The organism is Pseudomonas sp. KH_046_2 (assembly GCF_057838985.1).
This window is the reverse complement of sequence record NZ_CM174480.1, coordinates 4,571,540-4,586,984: the sequence shown is the minus strand read 5'-3', so window position 1 is coordinate 4,586,984 and position 15,445 is coordinate 4,571,540. Positions and strand designations below refer to the sequence as shown.

At 48.9% G+C, this 15,445-nt stretch carries 13 protein-coding genes; all 13 read left to right on the top strand.

The features are described 5' to 3' along the window. Positions 1 to 6 precede the first annotated feature (6 nt). Entirely contained in the window at positions 7 to 1,119 is a 1,113-nt protein-coding gene (gene hisC, locus AC3IX1_RS20725) for a histidinol-phosphate transaminase (protein WP_489385630.1), read from the top strand. 28 nt (positions 1,120 to 1,147) lie between these two features. Next, positions 1,148 to 3,355 carry a bifunctional prephenate dehydrogenase/3-phosphoshikimate 1-carboxyvinyltransferase gene (locus tag AC3IX1_RS20720; protein ID WP_489388768.1) on the top strand — a complete coding sequence of 736 codons (2,208 nt, stop codon included), beginning with the start codon at positions 1,148 to 1,150 and terminating at the stop codon, positions 3,353 to 3,355. After that, complete coding sequence (gene cmk, locus AC3IX1_RS20715) at positions 3,352 to 4,041, top strand: (d)CMP kinase (RefSeq protein ID WP_008049002.1); 690 nt, start codon at positions 3,352 to 3,354, stop codon at positions 4,039 to 4,041. Before AC3IX1_RS20720 ends, cmk begins: the two co-directional genes overlap by 4 nt. A gap of 120 nt (positions 4,042 to 4,161) precedes the next feature. Then, the gene (rpsA, locus tag AC3IX1_RS20710; protein ID WP_007973639.1) at positions 4,162 to 5,853 is read left to right on the top strand and encodes a 30S ribosomal protein S1; all 1,692 of its coding nucleotides are present in this window, start codon (positions 4,162 to 4,164) and stop codon (positions 5,851 to 5,853) included. 210 nt (positions 5,854 to 6,063) lie between these two features. After that, positions 6,064 to 6,345: a hypothetical protein gene (locus tag AC3IX1_RS20705; protein WP_489385629.1), complete on the top strand. Its 282-nt coding sequence runs from the start codon at positions 6,064 to 6,066 to the stop codon at positions 6,343 to 6,345. Positions 6,346 to 6,494: 149 nt separating this feature from the next. After that, positions 6,495 to 6,794 (top strand): integration host factor subunit beta, encoded by a 300-nt coding sequence (ihfB, locus tag AC3IX1_RS20700; RefSeq protein ID WP_489385628.1) that lies wholly within the window; start codon positions 6,495 to 6,497, stop codon positions 6,792 to 6,794. Positions 6,795 to 6,817: 23 nt separating this feature from the next. Continuing rightward, positions 6,818 to 7,072 carry a lipopolysaccharide assembly protein LapA domain-containing protein gene (locus tag AC3IX1_RS20695; RefSeq protein WP_489385627.1) on the top strand — a complete coding sequence of 85 codons (255 nt, stop codon included), beginning with the start codon at positions 6,818 to 6,820 and terminating at the stop codon, positions 7,070 to 7,072. A gap of 161 nt (positions 7,073 to 7,233) precedes the next feature. Then, a complete protein-coding gene (locus AC3IX1_RS20690) occupies positions 7,234 to 8,304 on the top strand; it encodes an LPS O-antigen chain length determinant protein WzzB (RefSeq protein ID WP_489385626.1) in 1,071 nt (356 codons plus the stop codon). A gap of 907 nt (positions 8,305 to 9,211) precedes the next feature. Further along, positions 9,212 to 10,489, top strand: coding sequence for a Vi polysaccharide biosynthesis UDP-N-acetylglucosamine C-6 dehydrogenase TviB (tviB, locus tag AC3IX1_RS20685; protein ID WP_489385625.1), 1,278 nt, complete (start codon positions 9,212 to 9,214; stop codon positions 10,487 to 10,489). Between the two features lie 80 nt (positions 10,490 to 10,569). Beyond that, positions 10,570 to 11,631: an NAD-dependent epimerase/dehydratase family protein gene (locus AC3IX1_RS20680; protein ID WP_489385624.1), complete on the top strand. Its 1,062-nt coding sequence runs from the start codon at positions 10,570 to 10,572 to the stop codon at positions 11,629 to 11,631. Continuing rightward, positions 11,628 to 12,836 (top strand): hypothetical protein, encoded by a 1,209-nt coding sequence (locus tag AC3IX1_RS20675; protein ID WP_489385623.1) that lies wholly within the window; start codon positions 11,628 to 11,630, stop codon positions 12,834 to 12,836. Before AC3IX1_RS20680 ends, AC3IX1_RS20675 begins: the two co-directional genes overlap by 4 nt. Further along, positions 12,817 to 14,088 carry a glycosyltransferase family protein gene (locus tag AC3IX1_RS20670; RefSeq protein WP_489385622.1) on the top strand — a complete coding sequence of 424 codons (1,272 nt, stop codon included), beginning with the start codon at positions 12,817 to 12,819 and terminating at the stop codon, positions 14,086 to 14,088. The genes AC3IX1_RS20675 and AC3IX1_RS20670 overlap by 20 nt, the downstream gene beginning before the upstream one ends. Positions 14,089 to 14,275: 187 nt before the next feature. After that, positions 14,276 to 15,361 carry a hypothetical protein gene (locus AC3IX1_RS20665; RefSeq protein ID WP_489385621.1) on the top strand — a complete coding sequence of 362 codons (1,086 nt, stop codon included), beginning with the start codon at positions 14,276 to 14,278 and terminating at the stop codon, positions 15,359 to 15,361. The last annotated feature ends 84 nt before the right edge of the window (positions 15,362 to 15,445 follow it).

Genomic DNA, 15,445 nt, shown 5'->3' with positions numbered 1-15,445 from the left:
TAGCAAATGAGTGGCAATTTCCTCGCTCTGGCACAGCCGGGCGTGCAACAACTTTCGCCTTACGTTCCGGGCAAGCCCGTGGACGAACTGGCGCGTGAGCTGGACCTCGATCCAGCCAGCATCGTCAAACTGGCGAGCAACGAAAACCCGCTGGGCGCTGGTCCCAAGGCGCTGGCGGCGATCCGCGATGCGCTGCCCGAGCTGACCCGTTATCCGGACGGCAACGGTTTTGCGCTCAAGAGCCTGTTGGCCGAGCAGTGCCGCGTCGAACTCAACCAGGTCACGCTGGGCAACGGTTCCAACGACATCCTGGAGCTGGTTGCACGTGCTTATCTGGCGCCGGGCCTGAATGCCGTGTTCAGCGAGCATGCGTTCGCGGTCTACCCGATTGCCACTCAGGCGGTCGGCGCACAGGCCAAGGTAGTTCCGGCCAAGGATTGGGGGCACGACCTGCCCGCCATGTTGGCGGCAATCGATGCCAACACCCGCGTGGTGTTCATCGCCAACCCGAACAACCCGACCGGGACCTGGTTCGACGCCGAGGCGCTGGACGAGTTCCTGCAGGATGTGCCGGAGCATGTGCTGGTCGTACTGGATGAGGCTTACATCGAATACGCCGAAGGCAGCGATCTGCCGGATGGCCTGGACTTCCTGGCGGCTTATCCGAACCTGCTGGTTTCCCGTACCTTCTCCAAGGCCTATGGCCTGGCGGCACTGCGCGTAGGTTATGGCTTGTCCACGGCGGTGGTCGCCGACGTGCTGAACCGTGTACGCCAGCCGTTCAACGTCAACAGCCTGGCCCTGGCCGCGGCCTGTGCGGCGTTGAAGGACGAAGAGTATCTGGCGCAAAGCCGCCAGTTGAACGAGTCCGGTATGCAGCAACTGGAAGCCGGTTTCCGTGAGCTGGGGCTGAGCTGGATTCCGTCCAAGGGCAATTTCATTTGCGTCGATCTCGGTCAAGTCGCGGCCCCGGTGTTCCAGGGCTTGCTTCGTGAGGGCGTGATCGTGCGTCCGGTAGCCAACTACGGCATGCCGAACCACCTGCGCATCACCATTGGCCTGCCGGCAGAGAACAGCCGTTTCCTGGAAGCGCTGACCAAGGTTCTGGCTCGTGGTTGATGTCACTGCACTGCAATCTGCTGAACCTATGATCGGTCGCCTGGTGGTGGTCGGTCTCGGCTTGATCGGCGGTTCGTTTGCCAAGGGTTTGCGTGAAAGCGGTCTGTGCCGCGAAGTGGTCGGGGTCGATCTCGATCCGCAATCGCGTAAGCTCGCGGTCGAGCTGGGTGTGGTGGATCGCTGCGAGGAAGACCTGGGCGTTGCTTGTCAGGGCGCCGATGTCATTCAGCTGGCGGTGCCGATCCTGGCCATGGAAAAAGTGCTCGCGCGTCTGGCGGGCATGGATCTGGGGCAGGCGATCCTGACCGACGTCGGCAGTGCCAAGGGCAATGTGGTGCGTGCGGCCACTGAAGCATTTGGCATGATGCCGCCATGCTTCGTGCCGGGGCACCCGATTGCCGGTTCGGAGCAAAGCGGGGTGGAAGCCTCCAACGCCGAACTGTTCCGTCGCCACAAAGTGATCCTGACGCCGCTGGAGCAAACCGATCCGGCAGCCCTGGCGGTCGTCGACCGTTTGTGGCGCGAGCTGGGTGCCGATGTCGAGCACATGCAGGTCGAGCGTCACGACGAGGTCTTGGCGGCGACTAGTCATCTGCCGCACTTGCTGGCGTTCGGCTTGGTCGATTCGTTGGCCAAGCGCAATGAAAATCTTGAGATCTTCCGTTACGCTGCGGGCGGTTTCCGCGATTTCACAAGAATCGCCGGAAGCGACCCGGTCATGTGGCATGACATCTTCCTCGCCAACCGCGAAGCTGTCCTGCGCACACTCGATACATTTCGCAGCGATCTCGACGCCTTGCGCGACGCGGTCGATGCAGGGGATGGGCACCAATTGTTGGGCGTTTTCACTCGCGCCCGGGTTGCCCGCGAGCATTTCAGTAAAATCCTGGCCCGCAGGGCCTATGTGGACGCTATGAATTCCAACGATCTGATTTTCCTGGCTCAACCTGGTGGCCGCCTGTCCGGTCGGATTCGCGTACCGGGTGACAAATCGATTTCCCACCGTTCGATCATGCTTGGCTCCCTGGCCGAAGGCGTCACCGAAGTCGAAGGCTTCCTCGAGGGCGAAGATGCCCTGGCGACCTTGCAGGCTTTCCGTGACATGGGTGTCGTGATCGAAGGTCCTCACCACGGTCGCGTGACCATTCACGGCGTCGGCCTGCATGGCCTGAAGCCGGCGCCGGGCCCGATCTACCTGGGCAACTCCGGTACTTCGATGCGCCTGCTGTCCGGCCTGCTGGCTGCGCAGAACTTCGACAGCACCCTGACCGGCGACGCTTCGCTGTCCAAGCGCCCGATGAATCGCGTGGCCAATCCGCTGCGTGAAATGGGCGCGGTGATCGAAACCGCCGCCGAAGGTCGTCCGCCGATGACCATTCGCGGTGGCAACAAGCTCAAGGGCCTGACCTACACCATGCCGATGGCCAGTGCCCAGGTTAAGTCCTGCCTGCTGCTGGCCGGTCTGTATGCCGAAGGCAAGACCACGGTTACCGAGCCTGCTCCGACCCGCGACCATACCGAGCGCATGCTGCGTGGCTTCGGCTACCCGGTAACGGTCAACGGCGCGACCGCATCGGTCGAGTCCGGCAACAAACTGACCGCGACCCACATTGAAGTCCCGGGTGATATTTCGTCCTCGGCGTTCTTCCTGGTGGCGGCATCGATCGCCGAAGGTTCGGAGCTGGTGCTGGAACACGTCGGCATCAACCCGACCCGTACCGGTGTGATCGACATCCTGCGCCTGATGGGCGCCGACATCACCCTGGAAAACCAGCGTGAAGTGGGTGGCGAGCCGGTAGCAGACTTGCGCGTACGTGCAGCTAAACTCAAAGGTATCGAGATTCCCGAGGCGCTGGTTCCGCTGGCGATCGACGAGTTCCCGGTGCTGTTCGTCGCCGCCGCCTGTGCCGAAGGGCGCACCGTGTTGCGTGGCGCCGAAGAGCTACGGGTCAAGGAGTCGGATCGCATCCAGGTCATGGCGGATGGTTTGCTGGCGCTGGGCGTCAAGTGCGAGCCAACCCCGGATGGCATCATCATCGACGGCGGCCAGATCGGCGGCGGTGAAGTACACGGTCATGGTGATCACCGTATCGCCATGGCGTTCAGCGTTGCTTCGCTGCGCGCCAGTGCACCGATCCGCATTCATGATTGCGCCAACGTCGCGACGTCGTTCCCGAATTTCCTGGCGCTGTGCGCACAGGTCGGTATTCGCGTGGCACAAGAGGCACAGTCGTGATCAGCATTGCACCGGTCATCACCATCGATGGGCCAAGCGGTTCGGGCAAGGGCACGGTAGCCGGGATTCTGGCCAAGCGCCTGGGCTGGAACCTGCTGGATTCCGGTGCGCTGTACCGATTGCTGGCCTTCGCCGCGCATAACCATGGTGTCGACCTGACCAATGAAGAGCTGCTGAAGAAACTCGCCGCTCATCTGGATGTGCAGTTCATCGCGGCGACGGACGGTCAGTTGCAACGCATCATTCTGGAAGGTGATGAAGTCAGCGATGTCATTCGCACCGAAAGCGTCGGTTCCGGCGCTTCCCAGGTGGCTGCGCTGCCCGCTGTACGCGAGGCGCTGCTGCAGCGCCAGCGGGCTTTTCAGGAAGCGCCGGGCCTTGTGGCGGATGGTCGCGACATGGGCACAGTGGTTTTTCCAGACGCGCCGCTGAAGATTTTTCTGACCGCCAGCGCCGAGGAGCGGGCACGCCGTCGATATTTGCAGTTGAAGGGCAAGGTCGAGGGTGTTAGTCTGTCGAGTCTGCTAGATGAGATACGTGCGCGCGATGAGCGTGACACCCAGCGAGCGGTAGCCCCGCTCAAACCGGCGGCTGACGCCATACAGCTGGATTCCACGGAATTATCCATCGACCAGGTGCTGGAACGCATCATGAGCGAGATCGCCATTCGCGATATCGCCGGGTGACCAAGAAGGCCGCAGGGGACCAGTCATAGTCCTGCGGTGGCTTCTTTTAAATGAAACTAACCCACACCGTCTGGGGTGTGGAGATGGGCGTATTCTTCGCCCTCATCGACAGGAATTAAAATGAGCGAAAGCTTTGCGGAACTCTTTGAAGAAAGCCTAAAAACCCTGAACCTTCAGGCAGGCTCCATCATCACCGGTGTTATCGTTGATATCGATTACCAGGCTCGCTGGGTAACCGTTCACGCTGGCCTGAAGTCTGAAGCACTCATCCCGCTTGAGCAGTTCTACAACGACGCTGGCGAACTGAACATCAACGTCGGTGACGAAGTTCACGTTGCTCTGGACTCGGTTGAAGACGGCTTTGGTGAAACCAAGCTGTCCCGTGAAAAAGCCAAGCGCGCTGAATGCTGGATTGTTCTGGAAGCAGCCTTCGCAGCCGAAGAAGTGGTCAAGGGCGTTATCAACGGTAAGGTTAAAGGCGGCTTCACTGTCGACGTTAACGGCATCCGTGCGTTCCTGCCAGGTTCTCTGGTTGACGTCCGTCCAGTGCGCGACACCACGCACCTGGAAGGCAAAGAGCTGGAATTCAAGGTCATCAAGCTGGACCAGAAGCGCAACAACGTTGTCGTTTCCCGTCGTAGCGTCCTGGAAGCCGAGAACTCCGCCGAGCGCGAAGCTCTGCTGGAATCCCTGCAGGAAGGCCAACAAGTCAAAGGTATCGTCAAGAACCTCACCGATTACGGCGCATTCGTCGATCTGGGTGGCGTCGATGGCCTGCTGCACATTACCGACATGGCTTGGAAGCGTATCAAGCATCCTTCCGAAATCGTCAACGTTGGCGACGAGATCGATGTCAAGGTTCTGAAGTACGATCGCGAGCGCAATCGTGTTTCCCTGGGCCTGAAGCAACTGGGCGAAGATCCATGGGTTGCTATCAAAGCCCGTTACCCAGAAAGCACTCGCGTTACCGCGCGTGTAACCAACCTGACCGACTACGGCTGCTTCGCTGAGCTGGAAGAAGGCGTTGAAGGTCTGGTACACGTTTCCGAAATGGACTGGACCAACAAGAACATCCACCCTTCGAAAGTCGTACAAGTCGGCGACGAAGTGGAAGTCATGGTTCTGGACATCGACGAAGAGCGTCGTCGTATCTCCCTGGGCATCAAGCAGTGCAAATCTAACCCATGGGAAGATTTCTCTGGCCAGTTCAACAAGGGCGATAAAATCTCCGGCACCATCAAGTCGATCACCGATTTCGGTATCTTCATTGGTCTGGACGGCGGCATCGACGGTCTGGTTCACCTGTCCGACATCTCTTGGAACGAAGTGGGCGAAGAAGCCGTTCGCCGCTTCAAGAAGGGCGACGAGCTGGACACCGTTATCCTGTCGGTTGACCCAGAGCGCGAGCGCATCTCCCTGGGTATCAAGCAACTGGAAAGCGATCCGTTCTCCGAGTACGTTCAAGAGAACGACAAAGGCGCCATCGTTAAAGGCATCGTGAAGGAAGTTGACGCTAAAGGCGCCATCATCACTCTGGCCGACGATATCGAAGCGACTCTGAAAGCCTCCGAAATCAGCCGTGACCGCGTTGAAGACGCGCGCAACGTTCTGAAAGAAGGCGAAGAAGTAGAAGCCAAGATCATCAGCGTTGACCGCAAGAGCCGTGTAATTCAGCTCTCGATCAAGTCGAAAGACGTTGAAGACGAGAAAGAAGCAATCCAGAGCCTGCGCGACAAGCCAGTAGCTACTGATGCTCCTGTGGCCACCACTCTGGGTGACCTGCTGCGTGCACAAATGGAAAAGCAGAACTAAGTTCTGACTTTCTGTAAAAAAGGGCGACTTCGGTCGCCCTTTTTTGTGCCTGGCGTTTGGTGAGTTACCTGCGGATGTAGTCGCTTGGGGTGTGAACCAAAAAGGCCGAAAGGAGGTCTGATTGTTTAGTCGGATCAAGCGCTTATTTGCAGCTAGTCTTTAGCCTGAGGCTAATGATCGCCCGATAGGTTTTCTGGCAAAAGGACGTGAATGAACAAGCTCATTGTCGCAGTAGCAGTGCTGGCATTGGCGGGTTGTACCACTAACGCCAAAACTCACGTAGTGCGTGGGGTTAGCGGTATTGAGGTCGATTGTTCGGGGCTCGGTTCGAAATGGGAGAAGTGTCACAAGCGTGCGGCCAGGGAATGCAAGGGGACGGGCTACCAGGTTGTGGCAAGGTCTGATGATCTCAAGGAAGAGGAGGACGGGGGGCTTTTTGGGTTCAACCCGGCAGGTTTCCTGACGCGCACTATGTTGGTGATTTGCCGATGACAGGGGGATCGCCCAGAGTCTTCCCGTTCCAGGAATCAAGCATTTTGGCAGGCTGGGATGGATGGCAAAAGTCAGGCTGTTCAAAATCGTTCAGGCATGCTAAAACCTTTGGAGCGCTGATCTAGCTGCTTGAAAAAGAAGGGAAAAATATGACGAAGTCGGAGTTGATCGAACGAATTGTCACCCATCAAGGGCTGCTCTCATCCAAGGATGTGGAGCTGGCCATCAAGACCATGCTTGAGCAAATGTCCCAATGTCTGGCTACCGGGGATCGTATCGAAATCCGGGGGTTTGGCAGCTTCTCTCTGCACTACCGCGCACCGCGGGTAGGGCGCAATCCGAAAACCGGCCAGTCTGTCAGTCTCGACGGCAAGTTCGTTCCGCATTTCAAGCCGGGTAAGGAGTTGAGGGATCGGGTTAATGAGGATGAAGAGCTGGACGGTGTTTGAATGTTTGAGCTAAAGGGGCGGAGATGCGCCAGGTTAATCGCGTAATTATTATTTTAATTCTCTTGCTTAGCGCTCTGGCTGTCGTTGGTTTTGTACTTGAGAATCAGCGCCCGCTTACTTTGATGCTGCTTGGGTGGCGCTCTCCGGAGCTCCCTGTTTCGTTGGTCGTAGTGCTTGCAATACTGCTTGGTATGGTTATTGGGCCACTTATTGGTACCGTTCTCAAAGCGCGTCAACGATTAAAGTTGGCTCGTCGGCATAAATTGACAGGTGCCTAAAGGTTAAAAAGAATAATGATATTATAAATGACGAGTTGTTTGGCGCGGAAAGCTCTACAAAGTGAAACTGTGTAGGGTGCGACTATTAAACTTGTTATGCCAATATCTCAGTAATGCTGATTTCGTTGGGCAAACATTAAAAGATAAGGTGCTGCGGTATTATGCCAACTAACCAAAGACAATATACTCGTAACGATGAGGTTGATATTTTTGAAACTCTCCAAGACATTTTTTCTCAAGGCTGGTTGATTCTTGGTGTTGCGGGTATTTTTTCCTTGGTTGCGATACTATACGCTTATTTTAGTGTTCCAGTGTACGAAGCTAAAGTTTACATTTTACCTCCAAAGCAAAGTCAAATAGTTAGTTTTAATATAGGTCGTACTCGGAGTAATGATTTAGCGCCCTTTAGCGTTAAAGAAATTTACGATGTGTTTTTGCGGAATTTACAGTCAGAGTCGCTTCGGCGAAATTTTTTCATTGACGTTTATTTGCCCTCTTTGAGTGAGGCCGAAAGGCGCGCGCCCCAAGACGTATTGTATGCAAATTTTTCCTCACGGCTCACAGTTGCGCCTCCTGGAAAGGATTTGACTGACCGGTATTCTGTAGCTTCTCTGGCGTATGATCCAAAGCAAGCAGCAGACTGGGCTAGTAAGTATGTTAAGCAAGCTGGAGATAATGCCAAACAGGAGGTCATCCAAAATGCCCAGCGGGAAGCTCAAGGCATAGCCCGCAACCTTGATCAGCAAACAGCTATGTATCGAGAGAGGGCACGAAAATCTCGTGAAGACTCGATTATTCAGTTGCGAGAGGCATTGAGAATTGCTGAGGCGATCAACTTAGAGAAACCTTTGATAATATCCGGCAACCTTTCTGCTGAAATGTCGGGAAGTATGGGAGGGCAATTAGTTTATATGCGCGGCACTAAAGCGCTGAAAGCTGAAATCGAAAATCTTGAAACGCGTGAGGCAGAAGATCCCTTTATTGATAATTTGCGCGAGCTCGAATCAAGCTCCAATTTACTTAAAAGTTTGAACATTCGCGCCGAGGACGTCGCTGTGTATCGAGAGGATGGGGAGATCAAACAACCAGACTCGCCGATAAAACCTAAGAAAGTTATCATCTCTGTTTTTGGGGGGGTACTTGGGATAGGTGTTGGGTTGATGTGTGCATTCGTAAGGATATTTATCTCAAGAAGAAAATCAAATCGTCGTGATAGTAGTCAGGCGCAATAAATTTTGACTAGATTTGATATTGGGTTTTGTCGGGCTGATAATTGTAGAGTCGATACCAATTGTTTCATCTGTGCAGGTCACCTCTAGTTTGTCCGCCAATACTAGTGGTGATCTCAATATGCTTCACACTTTGAATGGGCACGGTGTCAAATTTCGTCGACTGTCAACATCCATTGGTCACTTTCGACATCCCAGGCTACGGCTCAGTTCTAAGCAAAAAATGATGGCTCTCGGTCTTGATTTGGAGTAACGGAATTTTCTCCAAAGGTCGTATAATCGTTACACTGAGGGCTGTTTTGGTTGGCAGCATGTTTGATGTGTCACGAGCCGATGATCGCACGGAGAAATGAACAGGCGTGAGCTTTTGTTTGACGAAGGGAGGGAGATACGCGGTGCAGGTTGAAATGGGTAACATAGAGCATCAACCCGCATGTGATTGTGCATACCTCGGCAGCGCAAACACCAGCTCATCGTGCGGGACGATGGGCAGTTCCGCTCACCTTCATTTTCTCGTCTGGAGGATGCGAATGGAGGAACGGTTTCGATCGCAGCCGTATCGAGAAGAGATTAATTTTCAGGCGTAGTCAGAAATGAAGATAATGGATCTTAAAGTCATCTATAGCGCTGTCGAGTCGACCCTCAACGGAAAAGCTTACACGTACTTGAAGCCTGGTAAGCCTCTTCGTGGAACATCGGCTGAAGGGAATCCTTTTTTCCGGAGATTGGAGTGTATTCAACCTCTAATTCTACCAGCACGAGAAAAATGTAATCAGCGTAATATTTTTAATGGGACTCTGAATCTCGATACTTTATTAAGTGCTCCGAATGTCACCCGCGGGGCTTCCCTGTGGGCGGTGATTTTCGGCTTTAACAAGACATAATTCATTCGATAATTTAGGTTTTTACTATGCTCCAACTTGAAGATATTAAACTAGCTATCATTGGCCTCGGTTATGTAGGTCTGCCTCTCGCTGTAGAGTTTGGTAAACACCGCTCTGTAGTTGGATTTGATATCAACCAATCTCGCATTACTGCCCTCAATTCGGGTCATGACTCTACACTTGAAGTAAGTGACGTTGAGTTGTTGCAAGCAACACGGTTGAAGTATAGTTCTAATGTGGACGAGCTGAAATCCTGCAATACTTATATTGTTACTGTCCCAACTCCGATTGATAAGTATAATCAACCGGATCTTACGCCTCTGATCAAGGCGTCAGAAACCATCGGGAATGTTCTTAAAAAGGGAGACATCGTAATCTATGAATCTACGGTCTATCCTGGCGCAACAGAAGAAGATTGTGTTCCTGTGTTAGAGCGAATATCTGGATTGCGGTTTAATGTCGACTTTTACGCTGGATATAGTCCTGAACGAATTAATCCAGGTGACAAAGAACATCGGGTAACTACCATAAAGAAAGTTACTTCAGGATCGACTCCTGAAATCGCTGATCTTATTGATGATCTTTATAATCAGGTTATCACTGCAGGTACACACAAGGCCAGCAGCATAAAAGTTGCCGAAGCAGCTAAGGTAATAGAAAACACTCAGCGTGATCTTAATATTGCTCTTATAAATGAACTGGCGCTCATCTTTAATAAGATGGGTATCGACACACAAGCTGTTTTGGAAGCAGCGGGTACAAAGTGGAATTTTTTGCCTTTCCGCCCAGGGTTGGTGGGAGGGCATTGTATCGGTGTTGATCCTTATTATTTAACTCATAAAGCCCAGTCGTTGGGTTATCATCCTGAGATTATTTTGGCTGGACGACGCTTGAACGATAGCATGGGGGCTTACGTAGTTTCACAGTTAGTTAAGGCCATGGTAAAGCGCCGTATACATGTCGATGGCGCTCGTGTTCTGGTGATGGGGTTGACTTTTAAAGAGAATTGCCCAGATCTTCGAAATACTAAAATAATCGATATTATTAAAGAATTGACGGAATACAATATAAGCGTAGATGTTTTTGACCCTTGGGTTAATGCTTCCGAGGCGCAGCATGAGTATAACATTACTCCAATAACCGAGCCGACCACCGGGGCTTACGATGGCATTATTCTAGCTGTGGCTCATAAGGAGTTCGCAGCGCTAGGCTCAGAAAGTATCCGTAGCTTAGGAAAAACAGAACACGTTTTGTATGATCTTAAATATCTTCTAACAGCAGAGCAATCTGACTTACGTCTTTGATGAAAAAAAACGTAGCTGTAGTGTCCCTCAAAAAACTAAGCAGCTACAAGCATTTTTGATATTTTGAGAAGAGAAAAGAGATGAGCCGCTACGATCAATTGTTAATTGAGCTACGTCAAACCCCGAAAACTTGGTTAGTTACTGGTGTTGCAGGTTTTATTGGCTCAAACCTACTTGAAACGCTTCTTCTCCTCAATCAGCGGGTGGTAGGGCTTGATAATTTTGCCACAGGTCATCAGCGAAATCTGGATGAGGTAAGAACATTAGTTTCTAACGATCAATGGGAAAGATTCATTTTTATCGAAGGAGACATTCGGAGTCTAGCCGATTGTAACAGAGCCATGAGATTCTATTCACCAGGCGAAAGTAATTCGATTCCTGTTGATTATGTGTTACATCAAGCCGCTCTAGGTTCCGTACCTCGCTCTATCAATGATCCAATCGCAACCAATAGCACTAACATTGATGGATTTCTTAATATGTTAGTTGCGGCCAGAGACGCAGAGGTTAAGAGTTTTACCTATGCTGCTTCGAGTTCTACATACGGCGATCACCCGGGCCTTCCCAAGGTGGAGGATTTTATCGGTAAACCTCTCTCACCATATGCCGTTACGAAGTATGTTAACGAGTTGTATGCTGAGGTGTTTTCAAGAACCTATAGCTTTAATACAATAGGACTACGGTATTTTAACGTTTTTGGTAAGCGACAGGATCCAAATGGCGCATACGCTGCTGTGATTCCGAAGTGGACGGCATCGATGATTGGCGGGGGCAGTATATCGATCAATGGTGACGGTGAAACGAGTCGTGATTTTTGTTTCGTTGAGAACGCTGTTCAAGCAAACTTACTTGCCGCAACAGCAGATGAAGAAGCGAAAAACAATATTTACAATGTTGCGTTTGGTGAGCGCACGACGCTTAATCAACTGTTTGTTTACTTGACTCATTCGTTGCTGGAGCAGGGGCATATTTACAATTGCTCTCCCGTTTATCAGGGTTTTCGTTCTGGAGATGTTCGACATTCTCTGGCTGATATATCGAAGGCTAACCAAGCGCTCGGATATATTCCGAAGTTTAGTATTAAAGAAGGTATAAAGCAAACAATGCCGTGGTATATCAAGCAGAGTCTTAATGCTTTATGAATCCAATGTTGGTTCTTTTCGTTGTTGATGGGGTTTCGAAAGCTTTCCTTGCGGTGGCTTCGTTAGTTCTGATCAAGTATTTATCAATAAGTGAGTTTGCTCAGTTCAGTGTAGTGTTCACAGCGAGCATGATGACTTACCAGATAATTGGTGGCATTGTAGAAAGGCTATATATATCTGATCACTGCAATTATATAAGGCAGGGGGCGGGAAGTAGCTTTTTTTTGATACTGGTGTTCGGGGTTGGTGTTTCCGGTTACATTTATTTTCACGCTGATATACGCGCCGCTGTATTCACGCTTGTTCTGACTTACTTATGCACTAAATATCAAATTCAACGAATTAGAAAACAAAGGGAGGAACGTTTTTTTACCTACTCTTTCGTAGATATGTTGAGGAATGCTGCGTGGCTTTGTTTGCTTTATTCAAAGTTTTCTATGTTTCCCAATGTGCCCTACATAACAAACGGGTTTTTTGCACTAGCTACATATGCGCTATTAGCAATTTTTGCAAATGCGCTTCTGTATTTTATTTCCGGTGAAACTGTTGTGCCGGTGAAGTCAATCAAGTTTTTTGGCGGGCAGTTTGTTTCCTCTGCCAGATATTTTCTCTCAAGAGGGGATGTATTGCTGTATTCTATTATCGGTGGTGCAATTCCATATTATCCTTTTATTATTGCAACAGTTATGCGTAACGAATCGTTGATATCGACATATGGTGCCGCCATGAGGTATCAAGCTATATTTTCAATGGCGATAATGGCTGTAAATACAGTTGTAATAGCTAGGTTTTGTAATAGGAAAGATATAATAAAGTCCCAAGTTGATTCGTTTTACAAAGTGTTGCCTTTAGCGTTACTGTGTTTGTTTGTTGCAATTGCTATTATTTGGTGGGGTATACCCTATGTTGATGGTGGGAAGTACCCTGGCCTACGTACGGCTTTCGTTATCCTCTCTCTGTGCTCTGCAATTTCCCTAATCTCCACGGTTGCCGTAAATCAGTTGCTTGCCTTTAATAGCTATCGAGTAATGCTTAAAGGTGTATTTATAGGTTTTATGGTAATGATCGCTTTTACTCCTATATTTAACTTGATCAGCGTAGGGTTAGGACCTTTACTAAGTATGGCTGCAGGCTATCTAGTTATTGCGTTGTTGATGATATGGAATGCTAGTAAGGAGAAAGCGGTTGAAAGTACTGTTGGTTAACTATTATTACAGCCCTATGGTGGACGCTCACGCATATCGGTGGACTCAGCTTTCAGAGTACTGGGCTGAAAAAGGATTCCAAATTGATGTGATTTGCTCGAAGGTAGGCAATGTCGAAGATTTGGAGCGCGGAAAAAATAAAAAAATAACAAGGGTCGGTTTTTTTCGCGCGATAAAAATACAGTCAGAAAAGAACGCTGGCGCGAAAAATCTACACTCGCATAAAAGATTAGTTACAGCATTAAAGCAAATTTTGAGATTGATTTATAGGCGGTTCTATTGGCCTGATGGTCTTTGGCACTGGTTTTTTTCTGTGTCAGGAGAGTTGTTTAAGCGTAGATCAACCAAGTATGACTTGATTGTAAGTTATTCGCCTACGTTTACTGCTCATCTTGCTGTTATGTTATTTAAGAAAGTTACCAAGAACAGTTCTTTTTGGATAGCTGATTATGGTGATCCGTTTTCAACATCTATTTCAATGCCAAATAATAATATTTCATTGTATGGGGGGGTGAACAGGTGGGTGGAGTCGCTAGTTATTAATCAGGCAAGCAAGGTTTGCTTTACAAGTCAGAATACGAAAGATGATTATTTCTCGGTTTTTGGGGTGATAAATAATGCCCAAATTATCCCGCATATGGCTAATGTGGAAAAGGTTTATAAGAATATCAAAGGAATAATTGATCCAGCAGTGATCAGGTTGGTATTTATCGGTAATTTTCATGTGGGCATCAGAGAGCCTTTTTTAGCGTCGGAAATTATAGAAAAATTAGCAAGTTTTTTACATGCTAAAAACGGTCTGCGTATTGTCTTTGATGTTTATGGTGCAAGCAACGGTGTAGATGTTGCGTCAATTTGTAGTCCTGTTATAAGTTGGCACGGTCCTTTAGAACGTGAGCATGTTAACGAGGTAATTGGAAGTGCCGATTTTTTAGTAAATATAGAGAATACGAACTGCTCAATGATCCCGAGCAAGATTGTTGAATATATAGCGACTGGTAAACCGATTATAGATATTGCTCAAACAAGAAAAGATGTTTCTAAATTGCTTGATCTTTATGCTGCGGAAGGAGGCGCAATTATTATTGATGAGCTTTACTCAAGCGAATTCGTAGAGCTTCAAAATTTCCTTAAAAGATACAAGGGTAGCGAAAAAATTTCGCTTGATACGATTAACGGAGTTTTGAGTGACTTTGGTATTGAGGAGGTTTCCAGAAAATACCTTGAAAATATCGAAGGAGCATCACATTGATCGCGGGTTGCTTTGTTCGTGGTTTTTGCTAGGAAGGCTTGGACGTAACTGTTGTTGAATTGTATTTTTAGTTCGAAACTTATATAGAATTTGGTGGTCATTAGTAATTGAATGTTATTGACTGAATTGGCGCTTATTTTGCCAGGCAAGTTTTTAGTGATGGGGCTCTCGAGGTCTATGTGGGTATATGAATAACAATAATTCTCTGTTTTTTTTGGCTAGGGTGTTTATTTTTTTTTGTGTCTTGGCTTTTTTTCAAACCATATTTTATTTCGATTTTGATTACTATTTTACCCCTAATAGTTCTTACTTGAATGTACCTGATCATATATTTTATGAGGGGGTAGTAACGGGGTTTGATTTGACGCCTGATGTTTCGTCGTTGAACAATTATGTTGTAAGTTTTATTTATTCGATTTTTTTTAATCTCGGGATGTCTGACCTGGTGTCGGTTTCCCTTTTTCTCAATATATCCATCCTCACTTACGCTTACTGGCGAGCGGAGTTGCTTTGCTTTGATACAATCAAAAGATTTTTTCCGTTTTTTTATTGGCTTGGGTTGCTTGCAATACTGCAGTTTTCAATACTAATTAACAAGGACAGTTTTGGTGTTTTGTTTTATGTAGTTCTCTTGTCTTTTTTGGTGTTTCGAAAAAAATTAGATCTGTTTCTATTGTTGGCACTTTGTCCAATACGCATGCAGTTTTTTTTAGTGCTGGCTTTTTCATTTTTTCTGGTGGGGACTCTGAATGCACGCAAGAGTAAGTCGAAAATGATTTTCAAGGTTTTCTTTTTGTATTTTGTATGCTCAGTCGTGGCTCTGTATCTCGAAAGTAGCGAGACGCTTCTTTCGCATAGTTATTACTCAGAAGGGGGGGTTGCTTCCTGGATTTCGATGCTAAACAGTCAGTATTACATTGGGTCTTTTTTACTAAATGTTATAAAGCCAATTCAGTACATTTATGATTTATACCGCAGTGCGGCTGTAGATAACTCACTATTAGGGTGGGGTGTCTATCTCTCAAGATTATATTTGGTGTTTTTGATTTTAATATTGGGTTATCGCTTTTGTAGTGCAGTTTACCTGCCGTGGGTTTTTTTGAGAAAAGGTGAGCAATTATTTGCTTCGATCGTTATTTGTTCATTTTTTTTGGTTTATTCAATTTCCCCAGTTGTAGATTATAGATATCTTATAAATATCTCGCCTGTATTGATGCTGTTTTTTGTGATGAGAAAGATTCCTCAGACTGGCACAGCTTTGTTGGCTCCCTGACGTGCTGAGAGGTGCTTGTGATTTCTCGCCCTAGCATGTTGTCAGCGTTCTGAGATGAGGTGGCAACCGGGCCAAGCCTGCTTT

Coding starts and splice junctions, on each gene's coding strand:
- tviB (WP_489385625.1), top strand. CDS start 9,212: ATGCTCCAACTTGAAGATATTAAACTAGCTATCATTGGCCTCGGTTAT.
- AC3IX1_RS20720 (WP_489388768.1), top strand. CDS start 1,148: ATGATCGGTCGCCTGGTGGTGGTCGGTCTCGGCTTGATCGGCGGTTCG.
- AC3IX1_RS20680 (WP_489385624.1), top strand. CDS start 10,570: ATGAGCCGCTACGATCAATTGTTAATTGAGCTACGTCAAACCCCGAAA.
- AC3IX1_RS20675 (WP_489385623.1), top strand. CDS start 11,628: ATGAATCCAATGTTGGTTCTTTTCGTTGTTGATGGGGTTTCGAAAGCT.
- rpsA (WP_007973639.1), top strand. CDS start 4,162: ATGAGCGAAAGCTTTGCGGAACTCTTTGAAGAAAGCCTAAAAACCCTG.
- AC3IX1_RS20665 (WP_489385621.1), top strand. CDS start 14,276: ATGAATAACAATAATTCTCTGTTTTTTTTGGCTAGGGTGTTTATTTTT.
- AC3IX1_RS20695 (WP_489385627.1), top strand. CDS start 6,818: ATGCGCCAGGTTAATCGCGTAATTATTATTTTAATTCTCTTGCTTAGC.
- hisC (WP_489385630.1), top strand. CDS start 7: ATGAGTGGCAATTTCCTCGCTCTGGCACAGCCGGGCGTGCAACAACTT.
- AC3IX1_RS20705 (WP_489385629.1), top strand. CDS start 6,064: ATGAACAAGCTCATTGTCGCAGTAGCAGTGCTGGCATTGGCGGGTTGT.
- AC3IX1_RS20690 (WP_489385626.1), top strand. CDS start 7,234: ATGCCAACTAACCAAAGACAATATACTCGTAACGATGAGGTTGATATT.
- ihfB (WP_489385628.1), top strand. CDS start 6,495: ATGACGAAGTCGGAGTTGATCGAACGAATTGTCACCCATCAAGGGCTG.